14 protein-coding genes are annotated in these 18625 nt (G+C 62.7%); 7 read left to right on the top strand and 7 right to left on the bottom strand.

Annotated elements, in window-relative coordinates:
• Positions 1–10 precede the first annotated feature (10 nt).
• Both J2857_RS01475 and J2857_RS01480 read right to left on the bottom strand, forming a co-directional pair.
• Complete coding sequence (locus J2857_RS01475) at positions 11–811, bottom strand: WecB/TagA/CpsF family glycosyltransferase (RefSeq protein ID WP_210008220.1); 801 nt, start codon at positions 809–811, stop codon at positions 11–13.
• The gene (locus J2857_RS01480; protein ID WP_210008221.1) at positions 792–2099 is read right to left on the bottom strand and encodes an O-antigen ligase family protein; all 1308 of its coding nucleotides are present in this window, start codon (positions 2097–2099) and stop codon (positions 792–794) included. Before J2857_RS01480 ends, J2857_RS01475 begins: the two co-directional genes overlap by 20 nt.
• 268 nt (positions 2100–2367) lie before the next feature.
• Between J2857_RS01480 and J2857_RS01485 the strand changes: the two genes are divergently transcribed.
• Positions 2368–3465, top strand: a complete 1098-nt coding sequence (locus J2857_RS01485; protein ID WP_210008222.1) for a glycoside hydrolase family 5 protein — start codon at positions 2368–2370, stop codon at positions 3463–3465.
• Between the two features lie 6 nt (positions 3466–3471).
• Here the strand turns inward: J2857_RS01485 and J2857_RS01490 are convergent, their stop codons facing one another.
• The 4 genes from J2857_RS01490 to J2857_RS01505 form a co-directional block, all read right to left on the bottom strand.
• Positions 3472–5112, bottom strand: coding sequence for a GumC family protein (locus J2857_RS01490; protein WP_245362979.1), 1641 nt, complete (start codon positions 5110–5112; stop codon positions 3472–3474).
• Positions 5113–5219: 107 nt separating this feature from the next.
• A complete protein-coding gene (gene asnB / locus J2857_RS01495) occupies positions 5220–7178 on the bottom strand; it encodes an asparagine synthase (glutamine-hydrolyzing) (protein ID WP_210008223.1) in 1959 nt (652 codons plus the stop codon).
• A 117-nt stretch (positions 7179–7295) separates the two neighbouring features.
• Entirely contained in the window at positions 7296–8669 is a 1374-nt protein-coding gene (locus J2857_RS01500) for an FAD-containing oxidoreductase (protein WP_210008224.1), read from the bottom strand.
• Positions 8666–9142, bottom strand: a complete 477-nt coding sequence (locus tag J2857_RS01505) for a DUF4126 family protein (protein ID WP_210008225.1) — start codon at positions 9140–9142, stop codon at positions 8666–8668. The genes J2857_RS01500 and J2857_RS01505 overlap by 4 nt, the downstream gene beginning before the upstream one ends.
• 283 nt (positions 9143–9425) lie before the next feature.
• Between J2857_RS01505 and J2857_RS01510 the strand changes: the two genes are divergently transcribed.
• From J2857_RS01510 to J2857_RS01530, 5 genes are all read left to right on the top strand, one after another.
• Entirely contained in the window at positions 9426–11252 is a 1827-nt protein-coding gene (locus tag J2857_RS01510; RefSeq protein ID WP_245362980.1) for a sensor histidine kinase, read from the top strand.
• Complete coding sequence (locus J2857_RS01515; RefSeq protein ID WP_210008227.1) at positions 11249–12619, top strand: sigma-54-dependent transcriptional regulator; 1371 nt, start codon at positions 11249–11251, stop codon at positions 12617–12619. Before J2857_RS01510 ends, J2857_RS01515 begins: the two co-directional genes overlap by 4 nt.
• Before the next feature lie 207 nt (positions 12620–12826).
• A complete protein-coding gene (locus J2857_RS01520; protein ID WP_210008228.1) occupies positions 12827–13810 on the top strand; it encodes a tripartite tricarboxylate transporter substrate-binding protein in 984 nt (327 codons plus the stop codon).
• 115 nt (positions 13811–13925) lie between these two features.
• Positions 13926–14387 carry a tripartite tricarboxylate transporter TctB family protein gene (locus tag J2857_RS01525; protein ID WP_210008229.1) on the top strand — a complete coding sequence of 154 codons (462 nt, stop codon included), beginning with the start codon at positions 13926–13928 and terminating at the stop codon, positions 14385–14387.
• Positions 14388–14397: 10 nt separating this feature from the next.
• Positions 14398–15903, top strand: coding sequence for a tripartite tricarboxylate transporter permease (locus tag J2857_RS01530; RefSeq protein WP_105425498.1), 1506 nt, complete (start codon positions 14398–14400; stop codon positions 15901–15903).
• A 91-nt stretch (positions 15904–15994) separates the two neighbouring features.
• Here J2857_RS01530 and J2857_RS01535 read toward each other — a convergent pair whose 3' ends face one another.
• Positions 15995–17047 carry a LacI family transcriptional regulator gene (locus tag J2857_RS01535; RefSeq protein ID WP_210008230.1) on the bottom strand — a complete coding sequence of 351 codons (1053 nt, stop codon included), beginning with the start codon at positions 17045–17047 and terminating at the stop codon, positions 15995–15997.
• Positions 17048–17313: 266 nt separating this feature from the next.
• Between J2857_RS01535 and J2857_RS01540 the strand changes: the two genes are divergently transcribed.
• Complete coding sequence (locus J2857_RS01540; protein WP_210009985.1) at positions 17314–18564, top strand: ABC transporter substrate-binding protein; 1251 nt, start codon at positions 17314–17316, stop codon at positions 18562–18564.
• Positions 18565–18625: the final 61 nt, after the last annotated feature.

Raw genomic sequence — 18625 nt, forward strand, 5'->3', positions numbered from 1 at the left:
AGAGGCTTGGCTATCGCCGGTCGGCCTTCAGGTCCTTGTAGACGGCCCAGCAGAATGCCCAGGACGTCACGAAATAGCGCCGTGCAAGGCGGCGCGGTTCGGTCGCCACCCGCCAGAGGAATTCCAGCCCGGCTTTCCGCAGGAATACCGGAGCACGCGATTTGACGCCGGCGTAGAAATCCAACCCGGCGCCGAAACCGAAGCCGTAGCAATCGGGAAGGTCGGCGCGGTGCTTGTCCATCCAGATCTCTGACTTCGGGGCGCCGATGCCGAAGAAAACATGCGTGACGCGCCTTTCCCGAAGCCGCGCCACCAATTCGCGTCCAAACGTCTCGTTATGTTCGAAGGCCGGAGGGGCGGTGACGATGACGTGCTCGGAAAAGCCGAGCGCCTTCAGCTTGTCGTCGAGGATCGCCGCTGTGGTTTCGCTCGAGCACAGGAGCAGAGGCCGGTGGATGCCCGGCTTGAGGCGTTCGATGATCTCGGGAAACAGGTCGGCGCCGGTGATGCGGCCGGGAACGGCAAGCCCGCGCAGCCGTGCATAGAGGAGGACGGGGGCTCCGTCGACGGTGGTAAGCCAGGCCTTGTCATAGGCGGCCTTAAAGGCGGGATTCCTGTTCAGCTGCACGATATGATCGAGATTGGCGGTCACCAGCAGCCGCAGGCCTTCCCCGGGCGGCACCGGTTCGGTGACGATCGCATCGACGATCCTGCCGGCGTCCCAGGTGGAGAACTCAATGCCGAAGACGGATGTTCGCCGGGGCTGTTTTACGGGTGCTTGCTCGGACATTTCAGGCGTACGCTGGTCCATAGGCGGGCTCGGCCTTCCTCGAGGCTATGATCCGGTAGCGGGCCTGGTAACCAAGGCCGAACATGGCAACCATCATCGTGAACCAGATCGGCCCCGACCGGGCAAGGAAGATGCTTTCCAGGCAGGCAAGGAAGATCGAGAAAAGCCAGATCCTCAAGAAAAGCCTCGTGAGCGGCGTGAAGTTTTTTGCGGCGTCGATTGCCGCCAGATTTTTAAGGGGAGTAGCCAAGACCCATATCACCATCAATATCAATCCCGGTATGCCGGCGTTCATGGCGGCATCGACATAGGCATTGTGGGCGTCCACCGCGCGCACGGCCCAGTTCAAGGTGCGCATGTCGCTGTTGACGAGGCTCTCCGCACCCCAGAAAGAGCCGAAGCCATAACCGGTGATCGGTTGCTGTGCAATAGCATCGAGTGCCAGCCGCCAGATGTCGGCGCGTGCCGTATAGGTGGTATCGATCCCGGTTGCCGCGACGATCTCTCTCAGCGGCGCGATGGTCGACACGCCGACGGTTGCGAGGTTGAGCAGGCCGACCCCCCCGAAGACGACGGGAATGCGGATCCAGCGCCAGCGCTCGAAGAAAATACTGAGGATGAAGATGCCGGGCAGCATGGCGGTCGAGGTCTTGGCGCCGGTTTTCAGCAGGAAAAGGCAGCTCGCTGCAATGACCAGCAGTCCGATGATCCGGGACCATGCCGACATCAGATAGATGCCGACGAAGCAGGAGAGCGCCATGACGACGCCGGTCTCGTTCTTCTGGACGTAGATTCCTTTCCAGAGCCCCGCATGCTGCGGCTCGAGAAAGTCGGTCAGCTGATGGACGGCAAGCCTCGGGAGAAAGAGCACGCCAAAATAACAAAGGCCGACGATCAGCATCACGCCTCCGCCAGCAAGCCTTGCAAACTGGCTCTCGCCCTTCGGCAGCATCAGAAATGCACTGGCGCTGATGCAGACGGTGAGGGCAATCAGCACGCGCCTGACGGCACCGAGCGGATCGACCGAAAGCGCCGCTGTCAGAAACAGCCACCCGAACACGAAGGCAAGCAGCAGGCGGGGCTGGAAGATGACGCTCCGCACCCTCGGGGTCATCGCATAGACAACCACGATCAGGAACAGAACGTAGGCGAGCAGCTGGCTCCAGAGAGCAGGCTTCGCCAGGGCAGGATTGAGGCTGGTATCGACGAAAGGCGTCAGGGTGATCCAATAGAAGCACCCGACACAGCAGAACAGCAGCCTTGCGCCGAAATTTCCAGAAGACGCAACTTCGTCCGTGTCTCTTGCCATCCACCCGCCGCCGCGTTCTCTCGCGCGCGAATCGTAACAGAAACCGCCGAATCTCGCCAGCATCCATATCCGGCGGCCACCGGCGCGAGGTTCGTCGAGACCGGCCGAAGCCGACTTCGAGGACCGTGACTGCCATAGTGCGAGATTTGGGCCGTTCATCATAACTGCATAAATTTAGCCGGTTTGCTTGACCTTGACGGTGTCGAACCGGAACCTGCGCTCATCCTGCAATCCTTGGCAGGCTTGCGGGCACCCGTGGAGATTTCGAATGCTGGGAATATTTTGTCGGCTTGCCGGATCTCTCATGCTGATGGCACTGGGGATTGCCGGTGCGCAGGCGCAGAATTTCGTGCTGAAGCCGTTTTCGGAAACCCGCGCACCTGAGATTGCCGGGTTGACGGCGGCCGCGCAGAGCAAGGCGCTGGGGCGAGGGGTCAATTTCGGCGGAACGCTGGAGGCGCCGAGCGAGGGCGCCTGGGGCGGGCGGCTTTCCACGGAGCTGTTTACGGCAGTCAGGCAAGGCGGGTTCCAGACCATCCGCCTGCCAGTCCGTTTCAGCAGTCATGCAGCAGTCTCGGCGCCCTATGAGCTCGACGAGGCTTTCATGAAACGCGTCGATTTTGCGGTCAATAACGCGCTCTCCCGGGGCCTCAACATCATCATCGACTTCCACCATTATCATGAGATGGATGGCGATCCCCTGGAGGCGGAGGAGGTCGCGATCGGTGTGGACAAAAGCCGTGAGCGTTTCCTGGCGATCTGGGAGCAGCTCGCACGGCGATACCAGAGCCTGCCCAACGACAAGGTCCTGTTCGAGATCTACAACGAACCGCACGGCAAGACGGAGGAGGTCTGGAACGATCTGCTCGCAAAGGCGCTTGCGGTGATACGCAAGACAAATCCCTATCGCTTCCTGATCGTCGATCCTGCGGAATGGAGCACGGCCTGGGGGCTCGGGAAGCTGGTGATCCCGGCCGACGACCGCCGCCTGATCGTCACCATACACAACTATGCGCCGTTCAAATTCACGATGCAGGGCGCCAGCTGGATCGAAGGATCCAGGCCGTGGCTTGGAACATCCTGCTGCGAAAAGGCGCAGATCGAGGAGATCAGGACGCCCCTCGACATGGCGGTCGAATGGGGGAAAAAGCACGACCGGCCGATCTTCGTCGGGGAATTCGGCTCCAATTCGCTGGCCTATTATCCCGACCGGGTGACCTATTCCCGGATCATGCGGGAAGAAGTCGAGAAACGCGGGATGAGCTGGGCCTATTGGGATTTCGCGTCCCACGAATTCGGACCCTGGGACCCGACCACCAAGTCATGGCTGCCGGAATTGCACGAGGCACTGGTTCCGAAGAAGTAGAAATGTTCACGCGAACTCGCGGCCGGCTTCGCGCATATGGCCGAACAGGCCGAGTGTGAGCGCCATCAGCACGCCGAAAATGGCGCCGGCGAAAGCTCCGCCGATCATCAGCAGCACCGAGCTGGGCGGCCAGCTCTTGGACTGCGGCGGCACCGGCGGCGAGATCACCCGGACATTGCTGGTATCGATCTGCTGGCGCTCGCTGATCTGGTGCGTCCGCGACAGATAGGTCTCATAGACAGCTGCCTTGGAGCGGGCATCGCGCTCCAGCTCTCGCAGGCGTACCTGGGCATCGTTTTCGGTAAACACGGTCGAGCGCGAGGCATCGGACTTGCGGCGCAGCTCCTGAAGAGCGCTGTTTGCCTGATCGACATCGGTCTTCGCGGACTGAAGCAGACGGGCGGCTTCCTCGGAGATCGCGCGATCGACCGATGCCAGTTCCGACTGCAGGGCGACCAGGCGCGGATGGCGGTTGCCGTAGACCAGCGTCATCGAACTGATCTGCTGCTGCAGGGCGCTATAGCTGGCGCGCAGGGTGATCATGGTCGCGGAGTCGAACACGGCCGAGCTCGTAACCCGCCTGTCAGCATAGGCTGACTGAAGTTGCTTGTAGCGCGTATCGGCCTGGATCAGCCGCTGCTGCGCGTCGAGGACCTGGGTATCGAGCGCGCCGGAAATGCGGGTGCTGGTGAGCTCGCCGGCGGTCGATTGAAGGCCGTTCTGGCGCTTGAACTGCTCGACCTTTTCCTCGGCTTGCGTCACGGAGCGGCGCAGTTCGTCAAGCCGGCTGTTGAGCCCGATCGCAAGCTGGCCGACGCTATTCGATGAGGATTTGAACAATTCGCCCTCGAAGGCCGAGACGATCGCGTTCGACAGCTTGATCGACTTGTCGGCGTCGCCCGTCCAGACCGAAAGGACGACGACGAACGAGCCGTCGTCGCGGGTGGCGGTAATCTGTTTTTCAAGCTGGCGCAGCACACTCAACTGCTTGTTCTCGGGTGCGGTCGGCGACGAGAAGAGGCGACGCAACCCGTCGAGCCGTCCGGGACGGTTGAACTCCGGGTCTTCGGTGAGGTTGAGATCGTCGATGACCTTGGTCAGCACGTTACGCGACGTCAGGACCCGCAACTTGCTCTCGACTTCCAGAAGCTGGGAATCCCGCTGAGGATTGGCGGAGAAGACGTCGTCGGAAACGAGATTCAGGTTGGAGGGATCGATGATGATCTCCGTACTGACGGTATAGCGCGGCGAGGCAATGGCGGCGTAGAGCAGCGCGAGCACGGCGCCGAGGATCGCTGCGGCGATGATCCGCAGAAAGCCCTTGCGCAGCCAGCGGATGATATCGGTGAAATGGATATCCGTCAGGCTGTGTAGCTGCGCCTCGATCCGTTTTTCAAACGGAATGTCCTCGTATCGCATCCGGTCGTCATCTTCCCGTTCGTGGGCGGGCGGCTCACGATGATAGTCCGAACGGGTCTGATAGTCAGGTACCGAAGAAGGACGAGGCCGGTCGCGCGGCGCGGGCCGCTCTTCCGGTTCTTCTTCCAGGATGGGATGGTCCAGGAGGGAGCTCTGGTATTCGCTGCGGTGACGCGATGCCCGGGCCGATGCCGACCGCCGAGTATGGGGCTCCTTCGGCTCGTACATGGACTACCTCCGCCCGTTCGCCACAGCGAAAGAACCTACAATTGGACACACTCCGGCGATCATGACGAATTGTCGTGAATTTTAGGTTAATTGAAGTTTTTCAAAGGCTAATAAGCAGCGTTGCGAATGCTCTGATTTCCATCTGCTGCGCATCGGGAAAAACCCTTCAGCCAGAGCTGGGTAGACAATATGCCGACGAAGGCCGCGTTGTCGCGGAACCCGGAGACCGGCTGTGTGCGGCATTTCTGATGGAGTTTGGCGACGGCCCTCGGATTGAAGAGGCCGGAGGCGGAGATCGCCTGTTCGCCCAGCATCTCGCCGACATAGGCCTGTTCGTTGTTGCCGGCGAAAGAGCGGCTGTCCGGCGCGCGATAGGGCTGTTTCGGCCGCTTGGCGATGACGTCGGGAAGCATATCCTTCGCGACCCGGCGCAGGATGTGCTTCTCGTCGAGTCCCTTGAGCTTCATCCCGGGAGCGAGCCGGCTGGCGAACTCCACCAGCCGGTGGTCGAGGAAGGGGAAGCGGCCTTCGATACCGTGGGCCATCGCCATCCGGTCGCCCTGGCTCGACAGGATGTAGCCGGGTAGCAGGAAACGGCTTTCGAGATATTGCGCCTGATGCAGCGGGTGCCAGCGACCGAAATTCGCGGGCAGGCGGGAGGCGAGTTCCTCGGCCGCATCATAGGTGCCGAGTGTCGTGCGCAGATCGTCGGAGTAGAAGATCTTGGCGGCCGCCGTCGAACGGAAGCGCGGGCGGTGCGAGAACAGCGGGTCGTCTGCCGTATCATTGCCGGCGCCGAAGAAGGCGGCGAGATATTCGGCGGATTGCTGCTTCAGCCCCGGCAGATAGGGATAGAGCTTGCGGAAGAGATGCGGCCGCATCTTCGATCCCGGCTGGCGGGCGCAGAACCGGCGCACGCTCGCCTCGCGAAAAATGTCGTAGCCGGCAAATACCTCGTCGGCGCCTTCGCCGGTCAGTACCACTTTCATGCCGGCGTCGCGGACAAGGGCCGAGAGACGGTAGAGGGGGGCAGGGGCGGTGCGCAGGACCGGTCGCTCGGTGAAGCGGATCACATCCGGGAAACTTGCGGCGATATCGGCCGAGCCGCTGGCGACGGCGCGGTGGCGGGTGCCGAGCGCCTCAGCGACTTGAACCTGGAAGGCGCTTTCGTCGTGTTCGGCGTTGTCGAAGGTGACCGAGAACGTGTTGAGGCCGTTCAGGGCCATCGGAGCGGCGAGCGCCACGATCAGCGAGGAGTCGAGCCCACCGGAGAGATAGGCGCCGACCGGCACGTCGGCTCGCATACGAAGCCGGGTCGCATCGGTCAGCAGCGCCCGCAATTCCTCTTCCATCGCACCCTGGTCGGTTTCCGTCCGGTCGCGGGCATTCGGAAAATCGAGCACCCAATAGGGCCGGGTTTCGGTTCGATCGTTCCCGGCGATCATCAGATGGCCCGGTTCCAGCTCGAAAATGCCCTTGAAGGCGGTACGCGGCGGGATCGGCGCCCAGAGCGTGAAAATCTGGTCGAGGGCGATCGGATCGAGTTCGGCTTCGATGCCCGGCACTTCGAGCAACGCCTTGATCTCCGAGGCAAAATAGAGCGAGCCGTTGTGCTCGGTATAAAAGAGCGGCCGCACACCCATCCGGTCGCGGGCGAGCATCAGCCGGCGCTCGCGGTGATCCCAGATCGCGAAGGCATAGTCGCCGTTGAGGCGCGAGAGGCAGGCCTCGCCGTGGGTCGCGTAAAGCTGCAGCAGGACTTCCGTATCGCTGCCGGTGCGAAAGGTGATGCCGCGGGCCTTCAGCTCGTCGCGCAGTTCGACATAGTTGAAGATCTCGCCGTTGAAAACGATGGTAAAGCGGCCGTCTGCGTCGGTCATCGGCTGCTGGCCGTCGGAAAGCCCGACGATCGACAGCCGGACATGCGCCAGGCCTATGCCGGGCGACGCGAACACGCCTTGCCCGTCTGGCCCGCGATGGGCGATCGCCTGTGCCATGGAAGACAGCAGGGCCTCCGGATTTCCTGAGCCGTATGCCTCACCGACGAAGCCCGCAAAACCGCACATCTGTTTCCATCATGAACAGGGACAATGATGCCCCCGTTGATAGATGCAAATGCTTGCCGGCTGCTTCAGGCGATCGATAAAATTGTATTCGTGTCCAAAAGAGGCGCGGGCCGACGCTCAGACGGGCTTCATGCCGAGGACCACGGTCGGCCAGAATTCCGAGACGGTGGGATGGATCGGTACCGCCCAGCGCAGGGTATCGTAGGTGGCGCGGGCATTCATCATGTCGAGCACGCCGTGGATCGATTCATCTCCGCCGGTGCCGAGGATGGCGGCGCCCAGGATCTCGTGCGTGTCCGCGTCGGCCACGAATTTCATCAGGCCCTGCGTTTCGCCCTTTTCGACCGCACGGCCGACCCTTGCCATGGACTGACGGCCGATCAGGACCTTCCGTCCGGACTTGCGGGCCTCTGCCTCACTCATGCCGACACGGCCGAGCGGCGGATCGATATAAAGCGCGTAACCGACCAGGCGGTCGGAGACCTTGCGGCTCTCGCCGTCGAAGAGGTTTGCGGCGATGATCTCGAAGTCGTTATAGGCGGTGTGGGTGAAGGCGCCCTTGCCATTGCAGTCGCCCATCGCCCAGATGCCGGCGACATTGGTCGAGAGGTCGTCGCCGACCTTGATGTAGCCGCGTGCATCCAGCTCGACGCCCGCCTTGTCGAGCCCGAGATCGTCGGTGTTCGGCCGGCGGCCGACCGCGAGCAGTACGTCGGAACCGATCACTTCCGGTGCGCCTTCGGTGCAATCGACGCCGACGGCAACGCCGCCCTCGTGGCTGCGGAACCGGATGCATTCGGCGCCGGTGCGGATTTGGATGCCTTCGGCTTCGAGGATTTCACGGATCGCCTGTGAGATATCTTCGTCCTCGCGGCCGACAAGGTGCGGGCCTTTTTCGACGACGGTGACTTCGGCGCCGAAGCGGCGGTAGATCTGGGCGAATTCCAGTCCGATATAGCTGCCGCCGACGATGACCAGATGCTTTGGCACCCGGTCGAGCATGACGATATCGCTATTGGTCATGTAGGGCACGTCGCCGACGCCGGGGAAATCCGGGATCGCGGCACGGCCGCCGACGTTGAGGAAGATCTGCGGCGCAGTCAGAAGTTCGTCGCCGACGCGGATCGTGTTCTTATCCTCGAACCGCGCATGGCCGCGGATCAGCGTGCAGTTCGGCATGCCCTCGAGCCAGCTCTCGTTGCCCTGGCGCGAGTCGAGAGTCACCTTGTGCGAACGTCGCATGACGGCCGGCATGTCGATCTTCACCGGGCTGTCGAGAACCACGCCATAATCACCGCCGCGGCGGGCGACGTGCGCGGCATAGGCGCTGGCGACGAGTGTCTTGGTCGGCTTGCAGCCGGTATTGACGCAGGTGCCGCCGACATGTTTGCGCTCGATGATCGCAACCGTCTTGCCGGCGTCGTTGAAGCGCCCTGCGAGTGAGGGGCCGGCCTGGCCGGCCCCTATGATGATTGCGTCGAAGGTTTTCATACCGCGGCCGCGACAGGCAGGGACGCGATGATGAGATAGGCCGCCACGATGGCGACAGCGTCCTCGATGAAGGCGGCCGGCGGATCCTTGCCGAAGCTGGCGGCCAGCTTGGCGCGGCCGGCGGCGCCGCCATAGGTGCCGATTGCGGCGCCGACGATGCCCGCGATGAGGCCGACGATCCAGCCGCCATAGGGCGTGCCGATCGCGGCACCCGTGAGCGCTCCCATGAGCAGGCGGGCGCCGAACTGCTGCGGCACCTTGCGGCTCGGCGTCGAGGGGAGCTGGTCGGTGACCAGTTCGACGACGGCAAGGATGGTGAATATGCCGACGGCCCAGATCGTGCCCATGAAGGAGAGCCAGGAACCGGAGAGATTGAGCCAGCCGAGATAGGCGGCCCAGGCAATTGCTGCAGGTGCGGTCATGGCGCGCAGGCCGGCGACGACACCGATCAAAAGTGCGAGTATATAGACCATTGAAAACCCCTTGCGCCGCCCTTGCGGCTTTCCCCATTTGCGCCTGTGATCGAAGCACGATCAGTCGTGAAGTCAAGCGGTAGGGTGGAAATTATTGCGAGAACACGAGGAATGCTTGCACGATCCGCTCACGTCTGCCGGCCCCTCCAGACCCCCCCAGTGACCACCGTCCCGGATGCCGGCCCGATGCCGGAAGGATTTTATGGAAATCAGCAGTGCAGCGGTTAGAATACCGTTTTCCCGTCAGCCCGGGCGGGAAAATGAACGGAGGAACCCGGACCTGTTGAGATATCGCATTCTTCTGCCTTTGGCCCTGCTTGTGGCGGTCGGTCTTGCGCTGGTCTTCAAGGGCAGCGATATCCTCGCGCGCGGCTATATCGAGGAGGCCGAAGTCCAGGCAGGCACGACTTTACGCCTGGCGGTGTCGGCGCTCGACGGCCATCTGAAGCGCTACGAGGCGCTGCCGGCTCTGATCGCCGATCAGCAGAATATCGAGGCGGTGATCCTCGATCCGAAGAACGAGACGCTGCGGGCGACGACGAATGCCTATCTCAAGGAGATCAACGGGCTCCTGAAATCCTCCGATATTTACGTGATGACCATGGACGGCGAGACCATCGCCGCCAGCAATTATGACAGCCCAGTCAGCTTCGTTGGCGAGAATTTCACCTATCGGCCCTATTTCCAGGATGCGGCGGAGGGCCGCCAGTCGCGATTCTACGCGCTCGGCACCACGTCTTTGAAGCGCGGCTACTATTTCGGTTCGCCGATCGAGATCGGCGGCGCCATTCGCGGCGTGATCGTCTTCAAGGTGGATATCGACAGCCTCGAAGCCTCCTGGGGCGGCGGCGACGACCGGATTTTCGTGTCGGATCCCGAAGGCATCATCTTCATGACCGGCAGTCCGGAATGGCTTTATGCGAGCATCCTGCCGCTGACGCCCGACCGGATCGCCCGCACAGAGGCGTCGCGGCGGTATGCGGACGCCAAGCTCCGTGAATTGCCGGTCGAGCGCGGCAGCTTCGCAGGACGCGATGTCATGACCATCCGGGATGGCGGGTTCGAGAAGGAATATCTCGTCGTATCGCAACCGATGCCGGATGCGGGCTGGACCGTCAACGTGCTGATGGATACCGGTTCGGTCCATACCCAGGCGAAGACGGCAACGGTTGCAGCACTTTTGACGCTCTGCCTTGCAGGCCTCGGACTTGCCATCGTCCTTCAACGCCGCGCGCGGCTCAACGAACGCCTGATGCTGCAGGCCGAGGCGCGCAACGAGCTCGAGCACCGCGTCGCCGAACGCACCGCCGATCTTGCTCGCGTCAACAGCCGCATCGAGGAGGAGATCGCCGAGCGGCGGCTCACCGAACAGCGGCTGCGCCAGACCCAGGCGGACCTAATCCAGGCGGGCAAGCTCGCAGGCCTCGGCCAGATGTCGGCGGCCCTGTCGCACGAACTCAACCAGCCTCTCGCCGCCGCCAAGACCTATGCGGAAACGACCGGCGTGCTGATCGATCTCGGGCGTACCGACGACGCGCGGGACAATGTCCGGCGCATTTCGGCGCTCATCGACCGCATGGCCTCGATCAGCCGGCACCTGCGCAATTTCGCCCGCAAGCCGAACGAGAAGCTCGGGCCCGTTGCGCTCGACGACGTGATGCGCGACACGCTGGAGATCGTCGCGGCGCGCCTGAAGGCGGCGGATGCGGAACTGGACATCGAAATCGACCCCGCTGTTCCCGCGGTGAAGGCAGGCGCCGTGCGGCTCCAACAGGTGCTCGTCAACATTATCACCAATGCCGCCGATGCCGTCGAAGGCCTCGACGATCGGCGGATCACGGTTTCCGCCGAGCAGGCGGGCAACAGGGTCATGGTGTCGGTGCGTGATCGCGGGCCGGGCGTCGCCGCGGCTATCCACGAGCGCATCTTCGACCCGTTCTTCACGACAAAGGGTGTCGGCAGGGGCCTGGGGCTGGGTCTGTCGATCTCCTATAACATCATCAAGGATTTCGGCGGCAGCCTGAGTGTTGCCGATCATCCGGAAGGCGGCGCTGTCTTCCGGATCGAACTCGAAGTTGCCGACGGCAATCTTCTGGAGGCAGCCGAGTGAGCGAGCAAAGGGTTCTGCTGGTCGACGACGAGGAGGAACTGCGCCGTTCGACGGCGCAGGCTCTGGAACTCTTCGGCCTGGCGGTGCTGACCTTTTCCAATGCCGATCATGTGCTGGAACTGACGGGTTTCGGGTTCGACGGCGTCGTCGTCAGCGATATCCGCATGCCGGGAACCGACGGCATGACGCTGCTGCAGAAGATCCGCGAGCTCGATGCGGAGATTCCGGTCATCCTGGTCACCGGTCATGGCGACGTGCAGCTCGCGGTCAAGGCCATGCGGGAAGGCGCCTATGACTTTCTGGAAAAGCCGTTCACGCCGCAGCATCTCGCCGGCATCATCCGGCGCGCGCTCGACCGGCGCAGCCTGGTGCTGGAAAACCGCCGCTTAAGGGCCGTTGCCGGCAAGCGTGACGATGTCGAGGCCCGGCTTCCGGGGCGCACCCAGGTCATGGTCGATCTGCGCTACCGGATCCGTGCCATCGGCGCCACGGATGCCGATACGTTGATCATCGGCGAGACCGGGGCCGGCAAGGAAGTGGTGGCGCGAGCCCTGCACGACATCAGTTCTCGCGCCAACCGGCCGTTCATCGCCATCAATTGCGCGGCCCTTCCCGACAACCTTATCGAGAGCGAGCTTTTCGGCCATGAGGCCGGCGCCTTTCCAGGAGCGCTGAGACCCCGTTACGGCAAGTTCGAACATGGCCGCGGCGGCACGATCCTGCTTGACGAGATCGGCTCCATGCCGGTCGACCTGCAGGCGAAATTCCTGCGCGTGCTGCAGGAGCGGGTCATCACCCGGCTCGGTTCCAACGAAACCGTGCCGCTCGACGTGCGCTTTATCGCCACCAGCAAGGTGGATCTCGAAGCGGAAGTGGCGGCGGGCCGGTTCCGCGCCGACCTCCTTTACCGGCTCAACGTTGCCACCATCCACGTGCCGTCGCTGGCGCAGAGGCGGTCGGATATTCCGCTTCTCTTTCTCCAACTGGTGCGGGAGGCAGCGGCGCGCTATGGCCGCGACGATATGGAAGTGCCAGCCGAGGTGATCTCGGCGATTGCCCAGCGTGACTGGCCGGGCAATGTCCGGGAACTGCGCAACGCCGCCGATCGGCTGGTGCTCGGTCTCGACCCGAAGCCGGGCGAAACCGGCGGTGCGAAGGATGGGGCAGGGCGGCTTGCTGACAAGGTGGCAGCCTTCGAGCGCAACCTGATCGCCGGCGAGATCGCGGCGCATGGGGGAGCGCTGAGACCGGTCTACGAATCCCTCGGCATCTCCCGCAAGACACTGTACGAAAAGATGCAGAAATACGGGCTCGACAAGAAGTTGCTCGGTCCGGAGCACATGCTGCAGGATGACCGGGACGGGTGAGAACAGCGGCATGTGTGGATTTCCACCCATGCTTTTTGCGGATTGTTCCCGAATCCACCCATGCTGCGCCGCGGTAGTTGCGGAAATGCTGTTTTAAAGCTCCCGCAACAATTGCATGCGACCCGTGCCTTGCCGCAAATGGTCCTCAGGTTGGCGCGGAGGAAATTGTGCGCCGGCTGTGCCATATTTCATCCTGGAGGAGCCCCGATGAAAATCCTGAACGCCGTTATCGGCGCGACCGCTCTTGCGGCGCTTTCCCTTTTCTCCGCTTCGGCGAATGCGCAGGGGTATCCCGAGCGCCAGATCACCATGATCGTGCCGTTTGCGGCCGGCGGCCCGACCGACACCGTTGCGCGCCTCGTCGCCGAATCCATGTCTAAGGATCTCGGCAAGCAGATCGTCGTTGAAAATGTCGGCGGCGCCGGCGGTACGCTCGGCGCCGCCCGCGTCGCCAATGCCGAAGCGGACGGTTACACCGTTCTCCTGCACCATATCGGCATGGCGACCAGCGCCTCGCTCTATCGCAAGCTGCCCTATGACACGCTGAACGCCTTCGACTATGTCGGCCTCGTCACCGACGTTCCGATGACGCTTCTCGCCCGCAAGGACATGCCGGCGACCGACCTCAAGGGCCTCATCGAATATGCAAAGGCCAACAGCGACAAGGTGACGGTTGCAAACGCCGGCATCGGCGCCGCTTCGCATCTGTGCGGCATGCTGTTCATGAGCTCGATCAAGACGTCGCTCGTCACCGTTCCCTACAAGGGCACCGGTCCCGCGATGACCGATCTCCTCGGCGGCCAGGTCGACATCATGTGCGACCAGACCACCAACACCACCAAGCAGATCCAGGGCGGCACGGTAAAGGCCTATGCGGTCACGTCCCCGGAACGTCTCGGCGTCCTGAAGGACATCCCGACCGTCAAGGAAGCCGGTCTGCCGGATATGCAGGTCGGCATCTGGCATGGTCTCTATGCGCCGAAAGGCACTCCGAAGGACGCGCTCGACAAGCTCAACAAGGCCCTCAAGTCGGCCCTGAAGAACCCGAACGTCGCCGCTCGCTTCGCCGAACTCGGCACGGAACCGTCGCCGGACAACGATGCCACTCCGGCAGCCCTGAAGGCCAAGCTCGAAGGCGAAATCGCCCGCTGGAAGCCGGTCATCCAGGCCGCCGGCCAGTACGCGGACTAAGGTTTCCGCAGTCAGTATGCCCCCACCCGAACCCTCTCCCCGCCTGCGGGGAGAGGTACCTGGCAGGTGAATGGGGGCACGTCCAGCACAGCATCTCCCACTTCACGGAGACACCATGAATTCGCTGAAATTCGACACCGTCAATCTGATCTGCGGGCTGCTGCTGATCGCGACAGGCCTGTTCTTTGCCTACCAGTCGTTCGAACTGGAACTCGGTACGGCCTTGCGCATGGGGCCTGGTTATTTCCCGTTTATTCTCGCCTGCGCGCTGATCCTGTTCGGCGCGATCATCCTCGTCCAGTCGATGCGGATGGAGGGCATGCCGGTTGGAGCGCTTGCCTGGCGCGGCATGTTCTTCATCCTGCCGGCGCCGATCTTCTTCGGTCTTACGGTTCGCGGGCTGGGCTTCGTGCCGTCGATCTTCGTTACCGCACTGATCGCCTCCTTCGCCTCGGGCCGCATGAAACCGCTCACCGCACTTCTCCTGTCGGCGGCGCTGACGGTCTTCTCGGTCGCCGTCTTCAGCTATGGCCTCGGCCTTCCGTTCCGCCGTTTCGGGCCCTGGCTCGGTTATTGAGGTTTGAGTGATGGATCTTTTCAATAATCTAGCGCTTGGTTTTGCAACGGCGACGTCGCTGGAGAACCTGTTCTTCTGCCTGATCGGGGTGCTGCTCGGCACGCTGATCGGCGTGCTGCCAGGCATCGGGGCCACGGCGACGATCGCCATGCTTCTGCCGATCACCTTCCAGCTCGAACCGGTCTCGTCGCTGATCATGCTCGCCGGCATCTATTACGGCGCGCAATACGGCGGTTCGACCACGGCGATCCTGATCAACATGCCGGGCGAGTCCTCGTCTGCCGTCACCGCCATCGACGGTTACCAGATGGCGCGCAAGGGCAGGGCGGGAGCCGCTCTGGCGATCGCCGCGATCGGCTCGTTCTTTGCCGGCACCGTATCGACCTTCCTCGTCGCGATCTTTGCGCCGCCGCTCACCCAGATCGCGCTGCAGTTCGGCGCGGCCGAATATTTCTCGCTGATGGTGGTCGGCCTCGTCTCCTCGATCGCGCTCGCCCACGGTTCGATCGTCAAGGCGCTCGCGATGGTGGCGCTCGGCCTGTTGCTCGGTCTCGTCGGCACCGATATCTACACCGGCACGCCGCGCTTCACGCTCGGGATCCGCGAATATGCGGACGGGCTGAACTTCGTGGCGGTCGCGGTCGGCGTCTTCGGCATCGCGGAAATCCTGCGCAATCTCGAAAACGAAAAAACCCGCTCCGTGCTGATGGCGAAGGTGAGCGAGCTCATGCCGTCGCGGGAGGATTTCAAGGCAATGGTCGGCCCGGTCCTGCGCGGCACGGCGATCGGCTCGATCCTCGGCATCCTGCCGGGCGGCGGCGCCATCCTTGCGGCGTTTGCCTCCTACACGGTCGAAAAGAAGGTTTCGAAACATCCGGAAGAATTCGGCCATGGAGCAGTCGCCGGGGTTGCCGGTCCGGAATCGGCCAACAATGCCGGTGCGCAGACCTCGTTCATCCCGCTGCTCACCCTCGGCATTCCGGCCAACCCAGTCATGGCGCTGATGATCGGCGCGATGATCATCCAGGGGATCGTTCCAGGCCCGAACGTGGCAACCGAGCAACCGGCCCTCTTCTGGGGCATCATCGCCTCGATGTGGATCGGCAACCTGATGCTCGTCATCCTCAACCTGCCGCTCATCGGGCTGTGGGTGAAGCTGCTCACCATCCCCTACTACGTGCTGTTCCCGATCATCATGGCCTTCTGCTCGATCGGGGTCTACAGCGTCAACTCGAACGTCTACGACCTCTATGCCGTCGCCTTCTTCGGCCTCATCGGCTATGCGCTGTTGAAGCTCCGCTGCGAACCGGCGCCGCTGCTGCTCGGCTTCGTGCTCGGTCCGCTGCTGGAGGAGAATCTCAGACGGGCGATGATCCTTTCGCGTGGCGACCCTGCGACATTCGTCACGCGTCCGATCAGCGCGGCCCTTCTCTTCCTCGCGGCCCTCGTGCTCGTCATCGTCTTCTTGCCGAGCGTCAAGAAGAAGCGCGAGGTCGTCTTCCAGGAAGAGGATTGAGAAGCTGCGGACGGCGCCGCGCGACAGACCGCGCGGCGCTGAAACTCTTGCATGACTTTCTGTCAGGTTCTGCGGAGGGCGCTCCGGGCGGTCAAACCGTCTGGAGCGCCTGCAATTCCTGGATGGGGACGGGGCCAGCGATCCGCTTCAACAGCAGCTTGCCCATCAGCAAACCGGCTTCAGCCAGGTCTTCGTAGATCGTCTCGACGCGGGGGCGGATCTGGTCGAAAAGGCCCGAGGTCTGTTTCGCCACCAGCCTGATATCCTTGCCCAGTTCCAGCTTATGGTCGTAGGCGGATGCCATGACGGCGAGCGCCGACACCTCGCCGCCGCAGATATAGCCGTCGGGACGCTCCGGTTCGCCCATGCGGCGGAACAGATAGTCGCGGATGTCGTCCGACTTGCTGTCGAGCGTCACGCCCTTGGCGATCTCGAACCCGACACCTTCCTCGCGCACCGCCGTCATGAAGCCGTGCTTGAGGTGATGGGCGAAGGTGAAGCGCTCCGGCGGCAGGATGATCGAGAGCTTTCTCGCACCGGCGGCGATCAACTTTTTCGCGGCCTGATAGGCGAAACTGTAATTGTCGTAGTCGACATACGGGTGGGCCGTCGCAAGCTCGGTGCGGCCGTGACAGATGAACGGAAAATTGTTCTCCATCAATAGCTTGACGCGTTCGTCCGCGGGTTCGGTACGGGTGAAGACAATGCCGTCGGCCATGCGGTTGCGCATGATATGGCGCACCGGTTCGATCTGCGGCGTATCGGAAAAATGCGGCGTTATGACCAGATGATAGGCCGTGCCTCGCAAGGCTTCGGTCAGGCCGTTGATCATCGAGGTGGCATAGCCGAGGATTTCCTCGTGCGGATCGAGGACGAGGCTGATGACGTTGGTGCGCCCAGTGCGCAGGCGCTGCGCTGCCCGGTCCGGCAAGTAGCCGATATCGGCTGCGACCTTGCGGACGCGCTGGCGTGTTTCGAGCGCGATCTGCGGCGCATCGGCAAGCGCGTGCGATACGGTCGTGACCGCAAGGCCGGTCAGTTCGGCGATCGTCTTAAGGGTGGGCTTCGCGCCAACGCCGGATTTTGCGGCTGCCCGCTCCGGCTTCGCCCGCCGACCCTTGTCCCCCAGGTCTTCCAGCGACATGTCCTCTTCTCCTCCGCTCCCGCCCCGGAACCGGAGCGAGCCTCATCTATATCGTTACAAATTTTTCGAAAGTCGCCAGGAGTTTTTCTCGATTCCTGAGTAAAAATTCGCCGGATACAAATTTTGCTAGTTTTTTCCTCATGTTAAGTAGGTCGCCGGGCGGTGTAAAAAATCTGCCGGGCGGGTTGACACTGACTGCAATTATATCGTTATAAATCGCCATATCCGGAGAGGAGCCCGGATGCAAAGGGAGATTCTCAATGAATATTCGAATGATTGCCAAACTCGCCGCCGGTGCGGCGCTTATCGCCATGACCGCCGGTGCCGCCAAAGCCGCAGAACAGGTCGAAGTCTTGCACTGGTGGACTTCGGGTGGTGAGGCCGCCGCGCTCAACGTGCTGAAGGAAAACCTCCAGAAGCAGGGCGTCGCCTGGAAGGACATGCCGGTAGCCGGTGGTGCAGGTTCCGCTGCCATGACCGCGCTGCGCGCCCGCGTCACGGCCGGCGACCCGCCGACCGCTGTCCAGCTTCTCGGCTTCGACCTGAAGGACTGGGCCGAAATGGGCGTTGCCGCAAACCTCGACGACCTCGCCAAGAAGGAAGGCTGGGACAAGGTTATCCCGGCCGCCCTCCAGAATTTCTCGAAGTATGACGGCCACTGGATCGCTGCTCCGGTGAACATCCACTCCACCAACTGGCTGTGGATCAACAAGGCGGCACTCGACAAGGCCGGCGGCAAGGTTCCGACCAATATCGCCGAACTCATCACGCTACTCGACGCCTTCAAGGGCCAGGGCCTCACCGCTCTCGCTCACGGCGGCGTTCCGTGGCAGGACGGCACGCTCTGGGAAGCCGTCGTGCTTTCGACCGGCGGTCCGGATTTCTACAAGAAGGCCGTTCTCGATCTCGATCCGGCGGCACTTTCCGGCGACACGATGAAGAAGGTCTTCGACACCATGTCGAAGCTGCGCACCTATTTCGACCCGAACTTCTCGGGCCGCGAATGGAACCTCTCGACCGCCCTCGTCATCGAAGGCAAGGCCGGCGCTCAGGAAATGGGCGACTGGTCGAAGGGCGAGTGGCTGCGGGCCAACAAGAAGCCAGGCACGGACTTCGTCTGCATCCGCTTCCCCGGCACGCAGGGCTCGGTCCTCTTCAACGCCGACCAGTTCATGATGTTCAACGTTGGCGGCGACGCCGAAAAGGCTCAGCTCAAGATGGCGTCCGCCGTCGAAGATCCGGCCTTCCAGATCGCCTTCAACACGGTCAAGGGTTCCGTTCCTGCCCGTACCGACGTCTCGAACGAAAAGTTCGACGATTGCGGCAAGAAGGGCATGGCGGATCTCACGGAAGCCTCTTCCAAGGGCACGCTGATGGGCTCGCTCGCCCACGGTTACGCTCAGCCGGCTGCCATCAAGGAAGCCATGCTGGACGTCATCACCCAGCACCTCAACGGCCAGCTCACCACCGAAGCAGCGCTGAAGCGCCTGCCAGAAGCGGTGAAGGCTGCCAAGTGATCGCCTGATCGGACAATTCTGACATGCGAGTGGCCGGGGACAACCCCCGGCCACTTTTCAA

Origin of the sequence: Neorhizobium galegae (assembly GCF_017877055.1) — a bacterium.
Taxonomy (GTDB): domain Bacteria; phylum Pseudomonadota; class Alphaproteobacteria; order Rhizobiales; family Rhizobiaceae; genus Neorhizobium; species Neorhizobium galegae_D.